This is a genomic window from Pseudomonas sp. TE3911, from assembly GCF_054062775.1.
The window spans coordinates 665862-686441 of the sequence record NZ_JBSSFP010000001.1 but is presented as its reverse complement, the minus strand read 5'-3'; the positions used below and the strand labels follow the sequence as shown (position 1 = coordinate 686441).

Annotated in this window: 20 protein-coding genes and 1 other RNA gene; 10 read left to right on the top strand and 11 right to left on the bottom strand. The window is 61.1% G+C overall.

The genetic code is table 11. The features are described 5' to 3' along the window. Positions 1–12: 12 nt before the first annotated feature. From ACVWXD_RS03225 to hemN, 5 genes are all read left to right on the top strand, one after another. Positions 13–552 carry a FixH family protein gene (locus ACVWXD_RS03225; RefSeq protein ID WP_032887673.1) on the top strand — a complete coding sequence of 180 codons (540 nt, stop codon included), beginning with the start codon at positions 13–15 and terminating at the stop codon, positions 550–552. A 112-nt stretch (positions 553–664) separates the two neighbouring features. After that, positions 665–3115, top strand: a complete 2451-nt coding sequence (locus tag ACVWXD_RS03220; protein WP_457370666.1) for a heavy metal translocating P-type ATPase — start codon at positions 665–667, stop codon at positions 3113–3115. 22 nt (positions 3116–3137) lie between these two features. Further along, positions 3138–3350, top strand: a complete 213-nt coding sequence (ccoS, locus tag ACVWXD_RS03215; protein ID WP_032887669.1) for a cbb3-type cytochrome oxidase assembly protein CcoS — start codon at positions 3138–3140, stop codon at positions 3348–3350. Beyond that, positions 3343–4026 carry a sulfite exporter TauE/SafE family protein gene (locus ACVWXD_RS03210; protein WP_032887667.1) on the top strand — a complete coding sequence of 228 codons (684 nt, stop codon included), beginning with the start codon at positions 3343–3345 and terminating at the stop codon, positions 4024–4026. Before ccoS ends, ACVWXD_RS03210 begins: the two co-directional genes overlap by 8 nt. A 102-nt stretch (positions 4027–4128) precedes the next feature. Further along, a complete protein-coding gene (gene hemN / locus ACVWXD_RS03205) occupies positions 4129–5511 on the top strand; it encodes an oxygen-independent coproporphyrinogen III oxidase (protein WP_095185368.1) in 1383 nt (460 codons plus the stop codon). Between the two features lie 14 nt (positions 5512–5525). On the opposite strand, the gene ACVWXD_RS03200 is transcribed toward hemN, so the two are convergent. After that, on the bottom strand, positions 5526–5981 hold the full coding sequence (locus ACVWXD_RS03200) for a hypothetical protein (protein WP_095185367.1): 456 nt from the start codon (positions 5979–5981) through the stop codon (positions 5526–5528). Between the two features lie 153 nt (positions 5982–6134). Here ACVWXD_RS03200 and fnr point away from each other — a divergent pair, with 153 nt between their 5' ends. Together fnr and ACVWXD_RS03190 are read left to right on the top strand one after the other, a co-directional pair. Next, positions 6135–6869, top strand: a complete 735-nt coding sequence (fnr, locus tag ACVWXD_RS03195) for a fumarate/nitrate reduction transcriptional regulator Fnr (RefSeq protein ID WP_032887662.1) — start codon at positions 6135–6137, stop codon at positions 6867–6869. Between the two features lie 79 nt (positions 6870–6948). Next, on the top strand, positions 6949–7497 hold the full coding sequence (locus ACVWXD_RS03190; RefSeq protein ID WP_032887660.1) for an adenine phosphoribosyltransferase: 549 nt from the start codon (positions 6949–6951) through the stop codon (positions 7495–7497). A 107-nt stretch (positions 7498–7604) separates the two neighbouring features. Here ACVWXD_RS03190 and ACVWXD_RS03185 read toward each other — a convergent pair whose 3' ends face one another. The 5 genes from ACVWXD_RS03185 to dnaX all read right to left on the bottom strand — a co-directional run bounded on the left by ACVWXD_RS03185 (position 7605) and on the right by dnaX (position 13225). Then, positions 7605–8753: an acyl-CoA dehydrogenase family protein gene (locus ACVWXD_RS03185; protein ID WP_181643271.1), complete on the bottom strand. Its 1149-nt coding sequence runs from the start codon at positions 8751–8753 to the stop codon at positions 7605–7607. A 192-nt stretch (positions 8754–8945) separates the two neighbouring features. Beyond that, positions 8946–9548, bottom strand: coding sequence for a recombination mediator RecR (gene recR, locus ACVWXD_RS03180; RefSeq protein WP_032887656.1), 603 nt, complete (start codon positions 9546–9548; stop codon positions 8946–8948). 66 nt (positions 9549–9614) lie between these two features. After that, positions 9615–10649 (bottom strand): NADP-dependent oxidoreductase, encoded by a 1035-nt coding sequence (locus ACVWXD_RS03175; RefSeq protein ID WP_457370665.1) that lies wholly within the window; start codon positions 10647–10649, stop codon positions 9615–9617. Positions 10650–10791: 142 nt separating this feature from the next. Then, positions 10792–11130 (bottom strand): YbaB/EbfC family nucleoid-associated protein, encoded by a 339-nt coding sequence (locus tag ACVWXD_RS03170; protein ID WP_032887653.1) that lies wholly within the window; start codon positions 11128–11130, stop codon positions 10792–10794. A gap of 43 nt (positions 11131–11173) precedes the next feature. Next, the gene (gene dnaX, locus ACVWXD_RS03165; RefSeq protein WP_032887651.1) at positions 11174–13225 is read right to left on the bottom strand and encodes a DNA polymerase III subunit gamma/tau; all 2052 of its coding nucleotides are present in this window, start codon (positions 13223–13225) and stop codon (positions 11174–11176) included. 133 nt (positions 13226–13358) lie between these two features. On the opposite strand from dnaX, the gene ACVWXD_RS03160 reads away from it, so the two are divergent. After that, on the top strand, positions 13359–14120 hold the full coding sequence (locus tag ACVWXD_RS03160; RefSeq protein ID WP_457370664.1) for a substrate-binding periplasmic protein: 762 nt from the start codon (positions 13359–13361) through the stop codon (positions 14118–14120). A gap of 117 nt (positions 14121–14237) precedes the next feature. Here ACVWXD_RS03160 and ACVWXD_RS03155 read toward each other — a convergent pair whose 3' ends face one another. Further along, entirely contained in the window at positions 14238–15170 is a 933-nt protein-coding gene (locus tag ACVWXD_RS03155; RefSeq protein WP_260366268.1) for a DMT family transporter, read from the bottom strand. Between the two features lie 102 nt (positions 15171–15272). On the opposite strand from ACVWXD_RS03155, the gene ACVWXD_RS03150 reads away from it, so the two are divergent. Both ACVWXD_RS03150 and ACVWXD_RS03145 read left to right on the top strand, forming a co-directional pair. Continuing rightward, positions 15273–16136 (top strand): LysR family transcriptional regulator, encoded by an 864-nt coding sequence (locus tag ACVWXD_RS03150; protein ID WP_032887645.1) that lies wholly within the window; start codon positions 15273–15275, stop codon positions 16134–16136. Between the two features lie 61 nt (positions 16137–16197). Further along, positions 16198–17100, top strand: coding sequence for a DUF2167 domain-containing protein (locus tag ACVWXD_RS03145; RefSeq protein ID WP_032887643.1), 903 nt, complete (start codon positions 16198–16200; stop codon positions 17098–17100). 66 nt (positions 17101–17166) lie between these two features. On the opposite strand, the gene ACVWXD_RS03140 is transcribed toward ACVWXD_RS03145, so the two are convergent. From ACVWXD_RS03140 to ACVWXD_RS03125, 4 genes are all read right to left on the bottom strand, one after another. Further along, entirely contained in the window at positions 17167–17763 is a 597-nt protein-coding gene (locus tag ACVWXD_RS03140) for a hypothetical protein (protein WP_260366265.1), read from the bottom strand. 1 nt (position 17764) lies between these two features. Continuing rightward, positions 17765–18811: an N-acetylmuramidase family protein gene (locus ACVWXD_RS03135; RefSeq protein WP_260366264.1), complete on the bottom strand. Its 1047-nt coding sequence runs from the start codon at positions 18809–18811 to the stop codon at positions 17765–17767. Between the two features lie 242 nt (positions 18812–19053). Beyond that, an RNA gene (gene ffs, locus ACVWXD_RS03130) (signal recognition particle sRNA small type) lies at positions 19054–19150 on the bottom strand. Positions 19151–19386: 236 nt separating this feature from the next. Continuing rightward, entirely contained in the window at positions 19387–20553 is a 1167-nt protein-coding gene (locus ACVWXD_RS03125) for a zinc-binding metallopeptidase family protein (protein ID WP_457370663.1), read from the bottom strand. Positions 20554–20580: the final 27 nt, after the last annotated feature.

The following is a 20580-nucleotide window of genomic DNA, read 5'->3' as shown; positions in this document are numbered from 1 at the left end:
GAGAACGGAACAATGCCCTTAGCCACTGCCGCAAGTCCTTGGTACAAGCACCTCTGGCCCTGGATCATCATCGGGATCCTCGCCTGCTCGGTGACCTTGACCTTGTCCATGGTGACCATCGCGGTAAACAACCCGGACAACCTGGTCAACGACAACTACTACGAGGCTGGCAAGGGCATCAACCGCTCACTGGACCGCGAACGCCTGGCGCAGACCCTGCAACTGCGCGCCAAGCTGCATTTGGACGAACTGACCGGTGAAGTCGAGCTGAAGCTCACCGGCTACAGCAACCCGAACACCCTGGAGCTGAACCTGATTTCCCCGACTCAGCCGGAGAAAGATCGCAAAATCAATCTGGCCCGCAGCGACAGCGAACCCGGCCGCTACATCGGCCAGGTCACCGACAAAGTCGAAGGCCGCCGCTTCGTGGAACTGCTGGGCGTGGAAGGCGACAAGACCTGGCGGCTGTTCGAGGAAGAAGAAGTCAGCCACGACAAAGACTTGCTGTTGGGTGATGAACCGTTGCAGGGTGCCGAAGACCTGAAAAAATAAACACCTGCGCTTCGCGCATCGCCGGCAATCCGGCTCCTACAGACCCACACCCCTCTCGTAGGAGCCGGCTCGCCGGCGATGGGGCCTTCCCAGCCACCAAAGATCCCGAACCATGACCACCCCCACTCCCTGCTACCACTGCGCCCTGCCCGTACCGCCCGGCGGCCGGTTCACCGCCGATATCCTCGGCGAGCGCCGCGAACTCTGCTGCCCGGGCTGCCAGGCGGTGGCCGAAGCAATCGTCGCCGCAGGTTTGGAAAGCTATTACCAGCACCGCAGCGAAGCCTCGGCCAACCCCGAAACGCTGCCGGTGCAACTGGTGGACGAACTGGCGCTGTACGACCGCGCCGACGTGCAAAAACCCTTCGTGCACCACCAAGGCGAACTGGCCGAAACGACCCTATTGATGGAAGGCATCAGCTGCGCCGCCTGTGGCTGGCTGATCGAAAAACACCTGCGCAGCTTGCCCGCCGTTGCAGAGGCGCGGTTGAACCTGTCCAACCATCGCTTGCAGGTGCGCTGGGCCGACGGGCAATTGCCGTTGAGCCAAGTGCTCAGTGAGCTGCGCCATATCGGCTATGCCGCCCATCCTTATCAGGCCGACCGCGCCGCCGAGCAACTGGCCAGCGAAAACCGCCTGGCTTTGCGCCAACTCGGTGTCGCCGGGCTGCTGTGGTTCCAGGCAATGATGGCAACCATGGCCACCTGGCCGGAATTCAATATCGACCTGAGCCCGGAGCTGCATGTAATCCTGCGCTGGGTGGCGATGTTTCTGACAACCCCCATCGTGTTCTACAGCTGCGCGCCGTTCTTCAAGGGCGCCATGCGCGACCTGCGCACGCGCCACCTGACCATGGACGTTTCAGTATCCCTCGCCATTGGCGGGGCTTATTTGGCGGGAATATGGACCGCGATCACCGGCGTCGGCGAGCTGTATTTCGATGCAGTGGGCATGTTTGCACTGTTCCTGCTGGCCGGTCGCTACCTGGAACGCCGTGCCCGGGAGCGCACGGCGGCGGCCACTGCGCAGTTGGTCAACCTGTTGCCCGCGTCGTGCCTGCGCTTGAAAGACGACGGCCAGAGCGAACGCATCCTGTTGAGCGAACTGGCCCTGGGCGACCGCGTGCTGGTGCATCCGGGCGCGGTGCTGCCAGCAGACGGCGTGATCCTCGATGGCCAGTCCAGCATTGATGAGTCCCTGCTCACCGGCGAGTACTTGCCGCAACCGCGCCAAGTCGGCGACACCGTCACCGCCGGCACCCTCAACGTCGACGGCGCGCTGACCGTCGAAGTGCGCGCCCTTGGCCACGAGACCCGCCTGTCCGCCATCGTGCGCCTGCTGGAGCGCGCCCAGGCCGAAAAACCGCGACTGGCGCAAATCGCCGACCGCGCCGCGCAGTGGTTCCTGTTGTGTTCGCTGATCGCCGCTGCGCTGATCGGCCTGCTGTGGTGGGAACTGGACTCATCACGAGCGTTCTGGATCGTGCTGGCGATGTTAGTGGCGACCTGCCCATGTGCGTTGTCCCTCGCTACACCTACCGCCCTGACCGCCGCCACCGGCACCCTGCACAAACTCGGGCTGCTGCTGACCCGTGGCCATGTGCTGGAGGGCCTGAACCAGATCGACACGGTGATCTTCGACAAGACCGGCACCCTCACCGAAGGTCGCCTGGCCCTGCGCGCGATCCGGCCGCTGGGCGAATTGGGCAGCGACGACTGCCTGGGTCTCGCCGCCGCCCTGGAAAACCGCTCAGAACACCCGATTGCCCGCGCCTTTGGCCGTGCGCCACTGGCCGCTGAAGAAGTGCTCAGTACGCCCGGTCTCGGTTTGGAAGGTCGAGTGGGCGAGCGTCTGCTGCGCATCGGCCAGCCGGGCTTCGTCTGCGAACTCAGTGGCTGCCCGATCCCCGCTCCGCCGGACGACGCCGGGCAATGGCTGCTGCTGGGCGACCGCAGCGGCGCCCTCGCCTGGTTCGTACTGGATGATCGCCTGCGCAGCGACGCCCCCGCCCTGCTCGCCGCTTGCAAGGCGCGCGGTTGGCGCACACTGCTGCTGTCCGGGGACAGTTCGCCGATGGTCGCCAGTGTCGCCCTTGAGCTGGGCATAGACGAGGCCCACGGCGGCCTGCGTCCCGACGACAAGCTGCACGTGCTGCAACAGCTGCACAAGGAAGGTCGCAAGGTGCTGATGCTCGGCGATGGCGTCAACGATGTCCCCGTCCTCGCCGCCGCCGATATCAGCGTGGCAATGGGCTCGGCCACCGACCTGGCCAAGACCAGTGCCGATGCGGTGTTGCTCTCCAATCGCCTCGACGCTCTGGTGCAGGCTTTCAGCCTGGCGCGGCGCACCCGACGAGTGATTATTGAAAACCTGCTCTGGGCGGGCCTATACAATGGCCTGATGTTGCCGTTTGCTGCTTTGGGCTGGATCACGCCAATCTGGGCGGCAGTCGGCATGTCCATCAGTTCGTTGACCGTGGTACTCAACGCCCTGCGCCTGACTCGCGTGCCGAGCGCACAGTCCGCCAGCGCCCCCTCAATCACCCGCCCGCTGCCCGCGTGAGCCGCGCGGGCATGGAGTGCAGATGCCAGCTTTATACGTGATGATTCCGGCGGCGCTGCTGATAGTGGCCATCGCTATTTACATCTTCTTCTGGGCCGTGGACAGCGGCCAGTACGATGACCTCGACGGCCCGGCCCACAGCGTGCTGTTCGACGACCAGGACCCGAACCACCTGGCCGCCATCGACGAAGCCAACGGCCCGGAACAACCGCCCAAAGACCCACCTCATGCTTGAATTGGCGCCGCTGCTGGTCTCCGCGCTGATCCTAGGCCTGCTGGGCGGCGGTCATTGCCTGGGCATGTGCGGCGGGCTGATGGGCGCGCTGACTTTGGCAATTCCCAAGGAGCAACGCAGTCGCCGGTTTCGCCTGCTGCTGGCGTACAACCTGGGGCGAATCCTCAGTTACGCCACGGCTGGGCTGTTGATCGGCCTGGCCGGCTGGGCCGTGGCCAATAGCCCGGCGGCGATGTTCATGCGGGTACTCGCCGGTCTGCTGCTGATCTGCATGGGCCTGTACCTGGCCGGTTGGTGGAGCGGCCTCACCCGTATCGAAAGCCTCGGGCGCGGCCTGTGGCGGCATATCCAGCCCGTTGCCACCCGTTTGCTACCGGTGTCCAGCCTGCCTCGCGCTTTACTGCTGGGTGCGCTGTGGGGCTGGTTGCCGTGCGGGTTGGTCTACAGCACCCTGCTGTGGGCCGCGAGCCAGGGCAATGCGCTGGACAGTGCCTTGCTGATGCTCGCGTTCGGGTTGGGCACCTGGCCCGTGCTGCTGGCGACTGGGCTGGCCGCCGAACGCGTCACCGCGTTATTGCGCAAACGCAGCGTGCGCATGGCCGGTGGATTGCTGGTCATTGTGTTCGGTATTTGGACCTTGCCAGGGCCGCACCAGCACTGGCTGATGGGCCACTAAAAGGCCATGTGGCATAGCGCCGCTGCTCGTTGATGCAAATCAAGATGCCCTCTGCCCCACGCCTCTAGACTCGGCCCACTAGCCTATCCGGGGGACGCCCGCATGCTCGACGCCATTCGTTGGGACACCGATCTGATTCATCGCTACGACCTGGCGGGACCGCGCTATACGTCCTACCCCACCGCCGTACAATTCGACAGCCAGGTCGGCACATTCGACCTGCTACACGCCCTGCGCGACAGTCGCAAGGCTGTGCGCCCATTGTCGCTGTATGTGCATGTGCCGTTCTGCGCGAACATTTGCTACTACTGCGCCTGCAACAAGGTGATCACCAAAGACCGTGGCCGCGCCCAGGCATACCTGCACCGCTTGGAGCAGGAGATCCAAATGGTGGCCTGCCACCTCGACCCGAAACAGCCGGTGGAGCAGTTGCATTTCGGCGGCGGCACGCCGACGTTTCTCAGCCACGACGAACTGCGTCAGGTCATGGGCTCCCTGCGCCAGCACTTCAATTTGCTCGATGATGATTCCGGCGACTACGGCATCGAAATCGACCCGCGCGAAGCCGACTGGGCCACCATGGGCCTGCTGCGTGAACTCGGTTTCAACCGCGTCAGCATTGGCCTGCAAGACCTCGACCCCGAGGTGCAGCGGGCCGTTAACCGCCTTCAAAGCCTGGAAGAGACTCGCGCAGTAATCGATGCGGCGCGCACTTTGCAGTTTCGCTCGATCAATATCGACCTGATCTACGGCCTGCCCAAGCAAACGCCGATCAACTTCGCGCGCACCGTGGAAGAAGTGATCAAGCTGCAACCGGATCGCCTGTCGGTGTTCAACTATGCGCACCTGCCGGAGCGCTTCATGCCCCAGCGGCGCATCGACAGCGACGAGCTGCCAGCACCGGCGGAAAAACTGCTGATGCTGCAAACCACCATCACGCAATTGACCGAGGCGGGTTATCGCTACATCGGCATGGACCACTTCGCTCTGCCGGATGACGAACTCGCCATCGCCCAGGAAGAAGGCACGCTGCAACGCAATTTCCAGGGCTACACCACCCACGGCCATTGCGACCTGATCGGCCTGGGTGTGTCGGCGATCAGCCAGATCGGCGACTTGTATTGCCAGAACAGCAGTGACCTCAACGGCTACCAGAACACCCTGGCCGGCGCGCAGCTGGCGACCAGCCGTGGCTTGGTCTGCACCACAGACGATCGACTAAGACGGGAAGTGATTCAGCAGTTGATCTGCAATTTCAGCCTGGTATTCGAGCGTATCGAACAGGCCTTCAATATTGATTTTCGCGGGTACTTCGATGAGATCTGGCTGCAACTTGAGGCCATGGCCAAGGACGGCCTGATCGCGCTCGACGCCCAGGGCATTCGGGTGCTGCCCGCAGGGCGCTTGCTGGTGCGCTCGGTGTGCATGGTGTTCGACGCGTACCTGGAACACCAGAACCGGCAACGGTTTTCACGGGTGATCTAGTTACATCGACCTAGTTACATCGACAACGAAGCGGCCTTGAGCGCCTGATCGGCACTCATGGTTTTCATGGCCTTGGCCAAGGAGATTTGGGCCGTCATCAAGCCGGCCTGCAAGGAACTGATGGCACCTTGCACGTTAGCGACCTTGGCCTGAACCTCCTCCGGCGTCAGGCTTTTGTCCGCGGCGATGGCCTGAAGCTCCGCCAATTTTTCGGCGATCTGCTGCTTCAACTGACGGATCATTTTAAGAACTTGCTTAACGTTGTCGTCCAGACCGCTGTCGTCGATATCGGCGTTGGCACTTTTGGCCGCACCCGCAGCCTTGAAGCCATCCGGCGAAATGCTCACCTTCACGCCTTCGCTCGTGGCAGGCGTTGACACGGCATCCTGCGTCTCAACCGCCGCAGCGGGCGGGGCCGGCTCTGGGTTTGGCACACGGATGGAGGGGTTGTTGGCGGCGATGATCAACATGCGCTGAGCTCCTGCTCATGAACGTACACATATGTATCGGCACCGATACACAAAGCTTTATACGGCTGTCTGTTTTTTGTACACGCTGGCCTCACTGCCCCCCAGTGCGTTACCCTTACGTCTTATGTGTGTTTTCCCACAAGGATTTAAGAAATGTCCGAGCCAGTCAAACTGCGCGCTCACAGCCAGGCTCACTGCAAGGATTGCAGCCTGGCCCCCCTCTGCCTGCCACTTTCGCTGAATCTGGAAGACATGGATGCGCTGGACGACATCGTTAAACGTGGTCGCCCGCTGAAGAAAGGCGAGTTCCTGTTTCGTCAGGGCGATCAGTTCGACTCCGTCTATGCAGTACGTTCGGGCGCGTTGAAGACCTTCAGCCTGAGCGACAACGGCGAGGAGCAGATCACCGGTTTTCACCTGCCCAGCGAACTGGTGGGTTTGTCGGGCATGGACACCGAGATGCATCCCGTGTCGGCCCAGGCGCTGGAGACCACGTCGGTGTGCGAAATCCCCTTCGAACGCCTGGACGAACTGGCCATCCAATTACCTCAACTGCGCCGCCAGTTGATGCGCGTGATGAGCCGAGAAATTCGTGACGATCAGCAGATGATGCTGCTGTTATCGAAGAAAACCGCCGACGAGCGCATCGCGACATTCCTGGTCAACCTGTCGGCCCGGTTCCGGGCACGCGGTTTCTCGGCCAACCAGTTCCGCTTGAGCATGTCGCGTAACGAAATCGGCAACTACCTGGGTCTGGCGGTGGAAACCGTGTCCCGCGTGTTCACCCGTTTCCAGCAGAACGAGTTGATTGCCGCCGAAGGCAAGGAAGTGCACATTCTCGACCCGATCCAGCTGTGTGCGCTGGCGGGTGGTTCTCTAGAGGGTTGATGCAGACACTTGTGGCCGCGCCAATCGGTGAGGCCGCAGGTATACTTCGAGTCCGTTTTCCTCCCAGGACTCTTCGACGATGACCTTCGATTCGTTCGACATCAAATCCCTGATCCGCCCCGTCATCGACTTCCCCAAGCCTGGGGTGATCTTCCGTGACATCACGCCGCTGTTCCAATCGCCCAAGGCCCTGCGCCTGGTGGCCGATACCTTTGCCCATCGCTATGTCGAAGCCGATTTCACCCACATCGGCGCGATGGATGCCCGCGGGTTTCTGATCGGTTCGATCATTGCCTACCAACTGAACAAACCGCTGATCCTGTTCCGCAAGCAGGGCAAGCTGCCGGCCGATGTCCTGGCCGAGGGTTATCAGACCGAATACGGCGAAGCTTTCCTGGAAGTGCACGCCGACAGCCTGTGCGAAGGCGACTCGGTGCTGATGTTCGATGACCTGATCGCCACAGGCGGGACCTTGATCGCTGCGGCGAACCTGGTGCGGCGCATGGGTGCGAAGATTTTTGAAGCCGCGGCAATTATTGATTTGCCGGAGCTGGGTGGCTCGCAGCGTTTGGAAGACATGGGAATTCCGACGTTTTGCCTGACGCAATTTGCGCTGTCCGAGCGGTAATATTTGGCTGGACTGACGCTATCAAGGGCTGCCCCCTCCCACACTTGAAGGTGTTTACACATCAAAATGTGGCAGAGGGCTTGCCCCGATGAGGCAGGTAAGCCGCCTCAAAGCCCCATCTGTTTGCTGATGATTTCATTCATCACTTCACGAGTGCCGCCGCCGATCGACAGGATACGGTTGTCGCGATACAGCCTCTCCACCAGGCTGCCGCGCATATAGCCCTGGCCGCCGAGGATCTGCACGGCGTCATAAGTCACCCGATCGGCGGTATCGGTGGCCAGGTTCTTGGCCATGGATATCTCCTTGATCACACTCTTGCCAGCGGCCATCTTGGCGGCTTGGCGGTAGGTGAATTCCCTGGACACTTCCACAGCCGTCGCCATTTCCGCCAGGCGATGCTTGAGCACCTGGAATTTGCCAATGGGCTTGCCAAATGCTTCACGCTGCGCGGCCCATTTGAGGCTTTCCTCAAGCGCAAGCTGCGCGGTCATATTGGCCATCAACGCCAGCGCCAGCCGTTCACTCTGAAAGTTGCCCATGATGCAGGCAAACCCCATGTTCTCGGCGCCGATCAGGTTGCCTACGGGCACTTGGCAATCATCGAAGAACAACTCTGCCGTGTCCGACGCCCACCAACCCATTTTCTTCAGGGGCTGGCCGACGGTGAAACCCGGGGTGTCTTTTTCGATGAGCAACAGGCTGATGCCGCCAAAGCCTGGCCCGCCGGTACGAACAGCAACGGTGTAGAAATCGGCGCGGTTGCCGCTGGTGATAAAGGTCTTGCTGCCGCTGACCCGGTAAACGTCGCCATCACGCACGGCGCGGGTGCGCAGGCTGGCTACATCGGAGCCGCCGCTGGGTTCGGTGACGGCCAAGGCGATGATCTTCTCGCCCGAGAGCACTTGCGGGGCCACACGTTCGCGCACTTCGGGCCGCGCCCATTTGATGATGGGAGGCAAGCCGATATCCAGCGAGCCCAATCCCGCGACCACGCCGCCGGAGCCGCAGCGCATCAATTCCTCGCTGACGGCCACCTTGGCGAACAGATCGCCCTCGTGACTGCCGCCCAAGGATTCGGGATAACCGATACCGAGGATCCCCGCCGCACCGGCCTTAAGGTACAACGCTCGGGGAAAGCTCTCCGCCTCCTCCCATTGCTCGATGCCCGGTAACAGCTCCCGCTCGACAAAACGGCGCACGCTGTCGCGGAGCAATTGGTGGCTGGGGTCGAAGTAGTCCTGATAGGCAGACATCGGCAAGCTCCACGGAGAGGTGGAGCGAAATTACCAAGCGCTTGCTTGGTTAGCAACACAGATCTCAATCACACCGCAAAACCATTGTGGGAGGGGGCTTGCTCCCGATAGCAGTGTGTCAGCCAATAGATTCATGGCTGATCCACTGCCATCGGGAGCAAGCCCCCTCCTACATTTGGCTGGTGTTTATTGTTAGAGCGCGATCGGCTTGCGACCGGCGAACGAATGCGCCAGCGTGCCGCCATCCACCAGCTCCAACTCCCCACCCAACGGTACGCCATGGGCGATACGCGAAGTGATCAGGCCTTTGTTGCTCAGCAGTTGGGCGATGTAATGGGCGGTGGCTTCACCTTCCACGGTCGGGTTGGTGGCCAGGATCACCTCGGTAAAGGTGCCCTGCTCTTCGATACGTGCCACGAGTTGCGGAATGCCGATGGCCTCCGGACCCAGGCCGTCCAGCGGCGACAGGTGGCCCTTGAGCACGAAGTAACGCCCGCGATAACCGGTCTGCTCCACCGCGTAGACGTCCATCGGGCCTTCCACCACACACAGCAACGTGTCGTCGCGACGCGGGTCGGCGCATTGCGGGCAAAGGTCTTCTTCGGTGAGGGTTCGGCACTGGCGGCAGTGGCCGACGCCCGTCATGGCCTGGCTCAGGGCCTGGGCCAACCGGGTGCCGCCGCTGCGATCACGCTCCAGCAGTTGCAGCGCCATGCGCTGGGCGGTTTTCTGGCCGACACCCGGCAACGTGCGCAGGGCGTCGATCAGTTGGCGAATCAGGGGGCTGAAGCTCATGGGGCAATGGTCCGACAAAACAACGAGACGCGGTTTATACCCGCGCCCCGGATTAGCGTCAAATCCTCAATCCTGCGCGACCCGCACCACCAACTTGCCGAAGTTGCGCCCTTCAAGCAGGCCGATAAAGGCTTCGGGCGCCTGCTCCAAGCCATCGACCACGTCCTCGCGGAACTTGATCTTACCGTCGCGGACCCAGGGCGCCATGGCACTGAGGAACTCTGGCTGACGATCACCGTAGTCATCAAACACGATAAAGCCCTGGATGCGCACCCGCTTGGTCAGCAACGTGCGTTGCAGCGCCGGCAAGCGATCAGGCCCGCTGGGGGCTTCGTGGGCGTTGTAGCCGGCAATCAGCCCGCACAAAGGAATGCGTGCCTTGGGGTTGAGCAAAGGCACCACGGCGTCGAACACCTTGCCACCGACGTTCTCGAAATAGATGTCCACGCCGTTGAAGCAAGCCTGGGCGAGTTGATCGGCGAAGTCTGCGCTCTTATGGTCGATACAGGCATCAAAGCCCAGTTCATCCACGACATAGCGGCACTTGTCCGCACCGCCTGCAATCCCGACCACGCGCAGGCCCTTGAGCTTGGCGACCTGGCCCACTACCGAACCGACTGCGCCGGAGGCAGCGGCGACCACCAGGGTTTCCCCAGCCTTGGGTTGACCAATGTCCATCAGGCCCATGTAGGCGGTCATACCCGGCATCCCCAATACGCCCAACGCCATGGACGGACTGGCGAGACCTTTGGGCACCGGAATCAGGTTGCGGCCGTCGGAAATGCTGTGGCTCTGCCAACCGGTGGCGCCGACCACCAGATCACCCACTTCGAATTTAGGGTTACGGGATTGCTCGATACGGCTGACAGCACCGCCGGTCATCACCTCATCGATTTCCACCGGGGCGGCGTAGGAAGGTGCGTCGCTCATGCGCCCGCGCATGTAGGGGTCAAGGGACAGGTAGAGGGTCTTGAGCAGCACTTGGCCGTCCGCCAACTCCGGCAAGCTCACGCGCTCCAGGCGAAAGTTTTCCGGAGTGGGCGCGCCTTGGGGCCGCGAGACCAGCACGGTGCGTTGGTTCAGGGTCAGTTCTTGAGGCATCAGGGGCTCCTTATCGAATTCATCGGTATAGGTTGCAGACCATGGGTGCCGGGCCAGGGTTCGATCGGGATTCGATTGAATAGGCACAAACAAAAATGCCAGGCACTGGGCCTGGCATTGGAGTCTAGCTAACGCTGGAGAATCAGAACGGCATCTTCATGCCCGGTGGCAGTTGCATGCCAGCGGTCACGCCGGACATTTTGTCCTGGCTATTGGCTTCGATCTTGCGCACGGCGTCGTTGACGGCCGCGGCGAACAGCGCTTCGAGCATTTCCAGGTCATCTTCACCCACGCCTGGCAGCACGCTTGGGTCGATGCTCACGCGCTTGATGTCGTGACGCCCAGTCATCACCACGCTGACCATATCGCCCCCGGCTTTACCGGTGACTTCGGCGTTGGCCAGTTCTTCCTGCATCTTGGCCATCTTTTCCTGCATCTGCTGCGCCTGCTTCATCAGGCCGGCCATGCCACCTTTCATCATGGGAATCACCTCAAAAGTACGTGGATCAATTAATAGCCCGGTGTCATGACGCTTGGGTCACCGGGGCTTCGACAGGTTCAATAGTATCGTGACGAACGACCGCACCAAACTGTTGCATCATTTGCTGGATGAGCGGGTCTGCGTGGATCGAATCCTCAGCCTCGCGCTGACGGTTGATACGCCGACGGGTTGCGGCTTGGGCCGGGGTTTCCTGCTCGGGCTTGATCAACTCGATGGTGATAGTCAGCGTGCGCTCATGGTACTGGTTCAGGGCATCGTTGAGGCGCCGTTGCTGGGTCGCGTTGAACAGGGCACTGTGGGCCGGATCCAGGTGCAACAGCCAATGGTCGCCGTCGACGGAAATCAGGGTGCAGTTGGCGGCAATACTGCCGGTCATGCCGGAGATCGGCAGTTTCGGGAACAGTTCCAGCCATTGCAACGCCAGGCCGGTGGCCGGGGCTGCCGCGGGTTCTGCTTCGGGCTCGGGGGCCGGTTCGGCGGTGTGTTCGCTGGCCAAATCGTCCAGGTAACTGTAGGCCGAATCCATGTCCGGCTCGATGTAGTCTTCGTCCAGCGGCGGCTCGTCGTCGAGGTCGATGCCTGGGGTTGCGGCCTCAACCTGGGCGACTGTCGGCTCGGGAACCGGTGCTGAAACCCACTCAGGAGCGGCTGGCACCACGCTGTCCGGTGTCGGCGCAGGCATAGGCGTCAGCTCAGGCTGCTCGCTGGCGGTTTCGAGCACGGGCTCAACATAGGGCTGCTGTTCGACTTCTTCGACCTCGGCTTCTACCGGGTCATTCCAAGGCAAGTCGACGACAGGCTCGGGCTCAACCACCGGCTCCGGCTCAACCACAGGTGCCACCACCACAGGGGCTGGCTCAGGCGCCGGCGCAACCGGGGCAGCAACCACTGGCGCAACCACCGCCGCGCCAGCCACTGGTTTGGCGGAATCAACTGTGGCCTGGCTGATCCCCACTGGCTTTAGCGGCTGTCTCGGCGCATCGGCCGAATCAGCTGGCCGGAACGCCAGCATGCGCAGCAGGACCATTTCAAAGCCCCCACGCGGGTCCGGCGCCAAAGGCAAGTCCCGACGACCGATCAGGCCCATCTGGTAGTAGAACTGCACATCTTCGGCCGGCAACGCCTGGGCCAGGGCCAACACGCGGTCGCGGTCGCCATGGCCGTTGTCGACACCTTCCGGCAAAGCCTGGGCGATAGCGACGCGGTGCAGGACGTTGAGGATTTCCGAGAGCACGCCATTCCAGTCCGGGCCTTGCTCCGAGAGGTGGCGCACGGCTTCGAGCAACGCCTTGGCATCACCTTCGATCAATGCATGCAGCACATCGAACACCTGGCCGTGGTCGAGGGTGCCGAGCATGGCGCGCACATCGGCGGCCATGACCTTGCCTTCACCGAAGGCGATGGCCTGGTCGGTAAGGCTCATGGCATCACGCATCGAACCATCGGCGGCACGGCCGAGCAGCCATAGCGCGTCGTCTTCGAACGGTACGTTCTCGACACCCAACACGTGGGTCAAATGCTCGACCACGCGCTCGGGGGTCATGTTTTTCAGGGAGAACTGCAGGCACCGCGACAGGATCGTTGCAGGAAGTTTCTGCGGGTCGGTGGTGGCCAGGATGAATTTGACGTAGGGCGGCGGCTCTTCCAGGGTTTTCAACAGCGCGTTGAAGGAATGGCTGGACAGCATGTGCACTTCGTCGATCAAGTAGACCTTGAAGCGACCGCGGCTAGGCGCGTACTGCACGTTGTCGAGCAACTCGCGGGTGTCTTCGACCTTGGTGCGGCTCGCGGCGTCGATCTCGATCAGGTCGACGAAACGCCCTTCGTCGATCTCGCGGCACACCGAGCAAGTGCCACAAGGCGTCGAAGTGATACCGGTTTCACAGTTCAGGCATTTGGCAATGATGCGCGCGATGGTGGTCTTGCCCACGCCCCGGGTACCGGTGAACAGGTAGGCGTGGTGCAGCCGCTGGCTGTCCAAGGCATTGATCAGAGCCTTGAGCACATGGGTCTGGCCGACCATTTCGCGGAACGAGCGCGGACGCCATTTACGTGCAAGAACCTGATAACTCATCGAAAACCGTCGCAACTGGGAAGCGGAAGCCGGTAATGCTAGCGGAGCAAGGGGGAAATTGCATCCGGCACGCTCGCCTAATCTGACTAAGCTCTGCTGACTGGCCTCCAAAAGGCCTGAACCCGGAGAGTGTATGCGCGTAGTCCTGGGCGCTTTATGGATGATGACCACGGCTTGCCTGGCGGCGCCTGCACCGCTGCGCTTCTCGGTTTCCGACAGTTGGGCGATGCCTATGGTGCAACTGGAGAACGGTCGGCCGACCCAGGGCATTTTGTATGACGTGATGCTGAGCCTGGCCACTCAGGTTGGTCATCCGGCGCAGTTCCACGTGCTGGCCCGGGCACGCATCTCTGCGGCCATGGGACACGGCGACATTGATGTGCGCTGTTATGTCACCCAGGCGTGGGTCGACAACCTGTCCGGCGACTACCTCTGGAGCTTGCCTTTAATGATGCAGCGCAATGTGCTGGTCAGTGCGCAAAACCAGCCGGTACAGGTGCTCAAGCTGGCACCTCAGCCGATCGGCACGGTGCTCAACTATCGCTATGCCGCCCTCGACCCGCTGTTTGCCAACGGCCAACTCACCCGCGACGACGCCCATAGCGAAGAGCTGGTGCTGCACAAACTGGTGGCGGGGCGATTCAACTATGCGGTGAGCAACGAATGGATCGTCGACCGTTTCAACCAGAAAATGCCGATCAGCCAGCGGCTGCACAAGGTCGCGTTGATTGACGAGCAAAACCTCGGTTGCATCGTGCGTAACGATCCCGACGTGCCAGCGCAAAAAATCCTGCGCACCTTGTTGCGGATGAAAATGTCCGGCGAAATCGACGACATCATCAAGCTGTACACCGGCGAAAACCCGGCACCCCTGCTCGCCCCTGACAAAAACTGACAGGCGCTCCTTATAGGCTCGGGCTCTGGTCGAGCCACAGTCCAGCTTACAGCCGGCGGTGAAGTGGGCTTCTTGCTGCACGACCGATGGGTAGAACGCGGCGCCGTCCTTATCCAGTCACCGCTGGCCCTGGACTTCGATGGCCACCGTTTGCGTGCGTTTTGTCTGAACGATTGACCGCCAGCGCCCTTCCAGACTGATCGCCGCCACGCTGGCCAGCACGATCACACCGCCCATCATCACCTGCAAGGCAATGTGTTCACCCAGCAACGTCGCGGCCATCACCATCGCCACCGGCGGGATCAGGTACATCGCCACCGACGCGCGACTGACTTCCACATGCTTCAACACATAACCCCAAGCCAGATACGCCAAGGCGCTGGGAAAAATACCGAGTACCAGCACCGCGACGTTCTCCGCCAACGGCGCCTGCACCACCGCAGCAGGCAGGCCCGGCAGGTTCACGCACAGCATCAGGGTGCCCGCCCACACCATGTAGCACGCCATAGTCAGCGGACTGTAGCGGTGGGCATAGTGTTTCTGCAGGGCGAAATACACACTCCACGACACCGCCGCCAGCAGGATCAACAAGCCACGCGGGTCGATCTCACCCAGCCCCTGATCCCCCCAGATCACCACCAGCACGCCGAGCAGCCCCAGCAATACGCAGGCCCAGCGCCAAGCGCTGACCCGCTCCTTCAGGCAGAAAAACGCGATCAGCACACTGAACAGCGGCGCCGACTGCGCCAGTACGCTGGACGCCGCTGCCGTGACCCATTGCTGCCCGTAGTTGAGGCTGGTGTGGTGCAGGAACACGCCGAAGAACCCCAGCACCAGCAACCACGGAAAATCCCGCAAGCGCGGCCGACCGATGCCCATCACCAGTGCCACACCGCCCATGAACACCGACGCAATCAAAAACCTTAACAACGCCAATTGTCCGGGGCTGTAGCTGTGCAGCCCCATGTGCACGCCAATCGGCGAATAGGCCCAACACAGGATGACGCTGGCGATGACTAGCGTAAGCTTTGCGGGTGAAGGGTTATTCATCGACGGCGTCCAGAAACTGAGAAGGTGTGCCGTCAGTCTTGACCCCCGTAAGGCGCAGGACAATTAACCGTTTCTGACTTCTGCAATCACTGGAACTGAGCAATGGAACTGGCCCAACTGAAAATGGTGCGAGCCGTGGCACAAACCGGCAGCGTGGCCCAAGCAGCCGTGCTGCTGCATTGCGTGCCGTCCAACATCACCACGCGCATCAAGCAGCTGGAAGGCGAGCTGGGCACACCACTGTTCATCCGCGCCGGGCGTGGGCTGGCGATCAGTGCCGCCGGTGAGATTTTCCTGGAGTACTGCGAGCGCATTCTGGCGCTGGTGGATGAGTCCAAACGCGCCGTGGACGCCAGCGCCATTCCCCGTGGCACTTTGCGTATCGGCGCGGTGGAATCCAGCGCCAGCGGACGTTTGCCGCCGCTGCTGGCGGAGTATCACCGGCGCTACCCGGATGTCAGCCTGGAACTGGTGACAGGCGCCTGGGGCCCGTTGCTCGACGACCTGCAACACCATCGCCTGGACGTGGCGCTCGTGGCCGCCGGCAACAAACGCTCCAAGCTCGAACACAGCGTGGTCTACAGCGAGCGCCTGGTGCTGATCGCCAGCGCATCCAGTGCACCCATCAATGGCGCCGAGGACCTCGCCGGCCGCACCTTGCTGGTCTGGCCGCCTGGCTGCCCGTATCGCGCAGCACTGGAAAACTGGGTCAAGCCGCACAACTTCAAACCGACCATTGCCAGCTATGCCAGTTGGGGCACGATCATCGGTTGCGTCAGCGCCGGGATTGGCGTGGCATTGGCGCCGGAAGGCATCCTGGCGCGCTATGAGCAGGCCAATCAGCTGGCGTCTTATCGATTTGAAGAGCTGGCGGCCGTGGATAACCTGCTGTTCTGGCACAAGGACACCCAACGCCACCTGGCACGGGATGCATTCGCGGGGCTGTTGCGGGAGACTTTCGGCTAACTCGCAACATGTTGTTTCGGTTATCCTCTTACGAAATTAATTCAAAATGTAAGGGACTACCATGAATTACTTCCGCCTGTTGTTGGCGGCGGCTGCTCTGAGCCTGCCTACCGCACCTGCCGTTGCTGCTGCCTCGCCTGCCCCCGTTGAAGCCAGTGCCCCCGCCGAAACGGCCGAGCACTTTCTGGCGTCACTTAAGCAAAAGACCGGCACCGTCACGCTGCCAAGTGGCATTGCCACCCTCAAGCTCAACGACGAATTTTATTACCTCGATCCTGCCGACACTGAGCGCTTGCTCACCGATGGCTGGGGCAACCCGCCGGGCTTCAAGACCCTGGGCATGATCGTGCCTAAAGCCGTCAGCCCACTGTCGGAACGCGGCTGGGGCGTCATCGTCAGCTACAAGGCCGACGGGCATATTTCCGACGAAGATGCCGCGAAAATCGACTACTCCGACCTGCTCAAGCAAATGCAGGAAGAAGACGAAACAGACAACAAGGAACGCCAGAAACAAGGCTACGCGGGCCTGCATCTGGTGGGCTGGGCCGAGCCGCCGCGCTACGACGACACCACCCACAAGATGTACTGGGCCCGTGAACTGAAGGCCGACGACGCCGACCAGAACACCCTCAACTACAGCATCCGCGTGCTGGGCCGTGAGGGCGTACTGGAACTCAACGCCGTCGCGGCGATGGCCGACCTGCCGACCATCAAGCAGGAACTGCCCAAGGTCCTGGCGTTTACCAACTTCACCGACGGCAACCTCTACACCGACTTCAACCCGAAAACCGACAAGCTCGCCACTTACGGCCTAGCCGCGTTGGTTGCCGGCGGGATTGCCGCCAAGGCCGGGTTATTCGCCAAGATCGGGATCTTCCTGCTGGCCGCGAAGAAGTTTCTGGTGGTGGGTGTCGTGGCGTTGTTCGCGGTGATCCGCAAGCTGTTCAACCGCAACAAGGCCTGACCGCCGCACACAAAAACGCCGCAGCGTGCTGGACACGTTGCGGCGTTTTTGTGTGCGCGGTTCTGCTCAGTTTTTTGCAGTGGGCGCGGCCAGACGACTGTATTGATCCTGGGTGATCCAACCCTTAAACGAGCGGTCTTCAGCATTGATGAACTCAACCTGAGCCCAGCCATCCTTAAACGCCAGCACCCCTACCACATCGTTCTTGACGATATACGGACGCTTGGCCACCTTGGCGCCGGGGGTTTTCTGCAGGTAAGCCTTGTCGGCAGACACTGTGACCAGGCCGATCCACTTCTTACTGGCGGTCTGGGTCAGATCAAGGCCGGTGGCGATTTCCGGCATCAGTACGTTGATGCAGCCGGGGTGCTGACGGCCTTCTTCCACGGTCAGGGTCACACCGTCGGACGACGGCGCCACGCTGCCAGGGTAGGCGTCGTCGAGCCAAGTGGTGAGCGCGTCGGGCTTACCTTGCAGGTAGAACGCACAGCTGCGCGTCACGCCCTCACCCATTGATTCCGTGTAAAAACCTTCGACCTGATGCTCCGGCGTCACTGCCAGCATCAGCCCTTCGTACTTGCCCGAATGCAGCGCGGCCGAACCAGCCATGGCAGGTGCCACGGCGCACAACGACAACACACCTATCGCGAGTAAACGGATCATCCTATTTTTTCCCTTCAAGTTTTTCGTAGGCTTTTTGCATAAGGACGTCGTAGTTGCCGTAGTCCTCACCGTTATAGTTACGCGCCATTCCAGTAAAGTCTTTGGCCTTCATGGCCTTCATCAACGCAGGGCTCTTACTGCAAAAGCCGAGGAACGCCTTTAGTTGGTTGCCAGCATTCACCTTTAATGCCGCCGAAAACTCAAATACCGTCTTGTACCCGCACGACGCAAAGTTGAAACCCATGATCTGGAACATGCCCCACGATGCCGACATCAATGCGGCTTCCTGATCCAGGGCGAATGCGGTAGCCATGGTTTCCCAGGCCTTTGTCTGGTCCTTGTTGTTCGCCTGCCACTGCGGCCCTGCTTTTTTCTTGTAGGGGTAGGACAGCAGCGGGTGCGCCTGGTCATAGATGTGCTTGGTGTATTTGCGAAACAGGTGACCTTCAAAGGCGATCACCGGCAGCTTGGCCGGCCCGAAGCCGGAGCGCCCGCCAGATTCCACGGTGGCGAAGGCCTTGATGATATTCACCGAAATACCGCTACCCAGTTGCGTAGCGGCGTTCTGGAAGTCCGTTTCGCTAAGGGTCATGCCCCCGTCGCACGTGGCCTGGAGCATCAATTGCCGGTTACGCCGCTCGGCCTCAATCATCGCGCGCATGCGGTCCAGGTACACATTGACCGTGGCCTGCACCGCGTCGCCCTGGCTGTTGCCAAATGCGTTGAGAAAACTCGGTATACGCATCGTCGGGAAGGACTTAACCGGCACCTTCACCGCCTCTTCGATCAGGCTGTTGAACGTGCGACCGGTGGGGTCGACCACACCATCTGGGTGGGCGTATTTGAGATGGCGAAACTGGTACTGGCTGATGCACTGCACCAACTGACCATCGCATTTGCCGTTTTCGGCCAACGGGAAACCCATCTTGGGAATGATCAGATTGAATAAATATTGGATGCACTGCACATCGGCGGGCAAGTTGCGGGCTTTACCCGGAGCGCCTACCGAAGCACTGATAAGACGAGGTAAACCTTGCAGGCTTTTCATCACAGACATCCTTGTTAGTTAAAGAAGTGATAGCACTTCAATATCAATTCAGCGCCATTGTCATATTCTGAAACAAGTGGCCGGCGCAAACTAACAAGGCGGTTTAGGGTTGTCCAGCGGGGGTTTGGAAAGTTGTGAAACAGCCGTCATCGACTGCGCAATAAAGATCGGCAGTTGGCTGAAAATAAGAAGTTTTGATTTGAATCGAAGGGGTATTGCAAGGAGGAGCGTTATGGAGGCAACCCCACCAGCCACACCCCGGCACACAATGTTCCCGCTGTGGCTGCTGCCTTCCGGCTCTGACCAGGTTCACGGGTAATCGTTGCGGGGGGACCGATGGGGTCACCATAACGACGCCTGCCTCTCGGCAAGCGGGGCCATTGTACCGATCTCATCGGAAGTTACAACCGTTGGTGACGGATTAAAAATATGAAGGGGTTCAAGCACTTGCCATGGCCATTAGCTTCCCCGCCATCCCCTGTGGGAGGGGGCTTGCCCCGATAGCGGACTGCCAGCCAATAAATCAGTGACTGACCCAACGCTATCGGGGGCAAGCCCCCTCCCACATTGGTTCGTCATTGCGCCTGCAACACCTCATCCGCCCGGCCGCCCTCTTCCTGGATCACCAAGTGAATGAAGTGCAGCTTGGCGATCACCGCCGGTGGTAGCACGAACGGGTAGAAATCCGGCTGGCCCATGGCGCGCGACAGCTCATTGAGCATGCCCGCCAGTTCAATCCAGGCGTTAACGAACGACAGGAACGCAGGACCGCTGGGATGTTGGGGGTCAAAAAGCGTAGTAAGGGGGAACGGCTGGTAATCCAGGTCCATCTCGCGGGCGCTCATGCCAAAGCCCAGGGCAGTGTCGACGGCGTCCATCATGTGCAAGTAATGAGCCCAGGTTTCGGCCCAGTCTTCCCAAGGGTGCATGGTGGCGTAGGCGCTGACGCAGGTTTGCTGCCAGTCAGGACGCGGGCCGTTTTGGTAATGCTGGTCAAGGGCGTCGGCATAACTGGCGCGTTCGTCGCCGAACAGGGTGCGAAAGGAGTCCTGCCAGTGGGTATTGGCGATCAGGCGATCCCAATAATAGTGGCCGACCTCATGGCGAAAGTGACCGAGCAAGGTGCGGTAAGGCTCGCGCATCTGCACCCGGATTTTTTCGCGGTGGGCGTCGTCGGCTTCTTTGATGTCGAGGGTGATCAAGCCGTTCGAATGGCCCGTCATCGGGGCGTTGCCTTCCAGGTCGATGCCAACGAAATCGAAGGCCAGGCCGGTGTCTTCGTCAACGCTCTTGGGCACGACGCTAAGGCCCAGGCTGATCAGTTGCGCCACCAACCGGCGCTTGGCGGTTTCTACCTTGCGCCAGCGCTCATGGTTTTCCGGGATCGACAGGTCGGGGATCGTGCGGTTGAGACTACAGGCCACGCACAGCGGTGCGGTGCTGTGGGCCGGAATCAGCCAGTTGCAGGCGGCAGGCGTGTCAAGGTTGGCGCAGCGGCGAAAGGCGCCGGCGTCGAGGTTATCGTCCTGCAGCCAGGTGCCTTCGACGGGGCCGGGTTGCAGCGAGGACAAGCGACTTTGCCGGGGTTGATAGCCCAGCAGCGCTGCGCATGCCAGGCATTGGCTGTTGCGAAAGAATAGGGACTGGCCGCAACGACATTGCCAAACCTTGCTGTTGCGCGAGGATTCGGCCATGAACGGTGCGGCAATGCGCGAACTGAGTTGCTCGAAGTAGCGGAACATGGCGATCTCTTCCTGGGGTGACCAAGA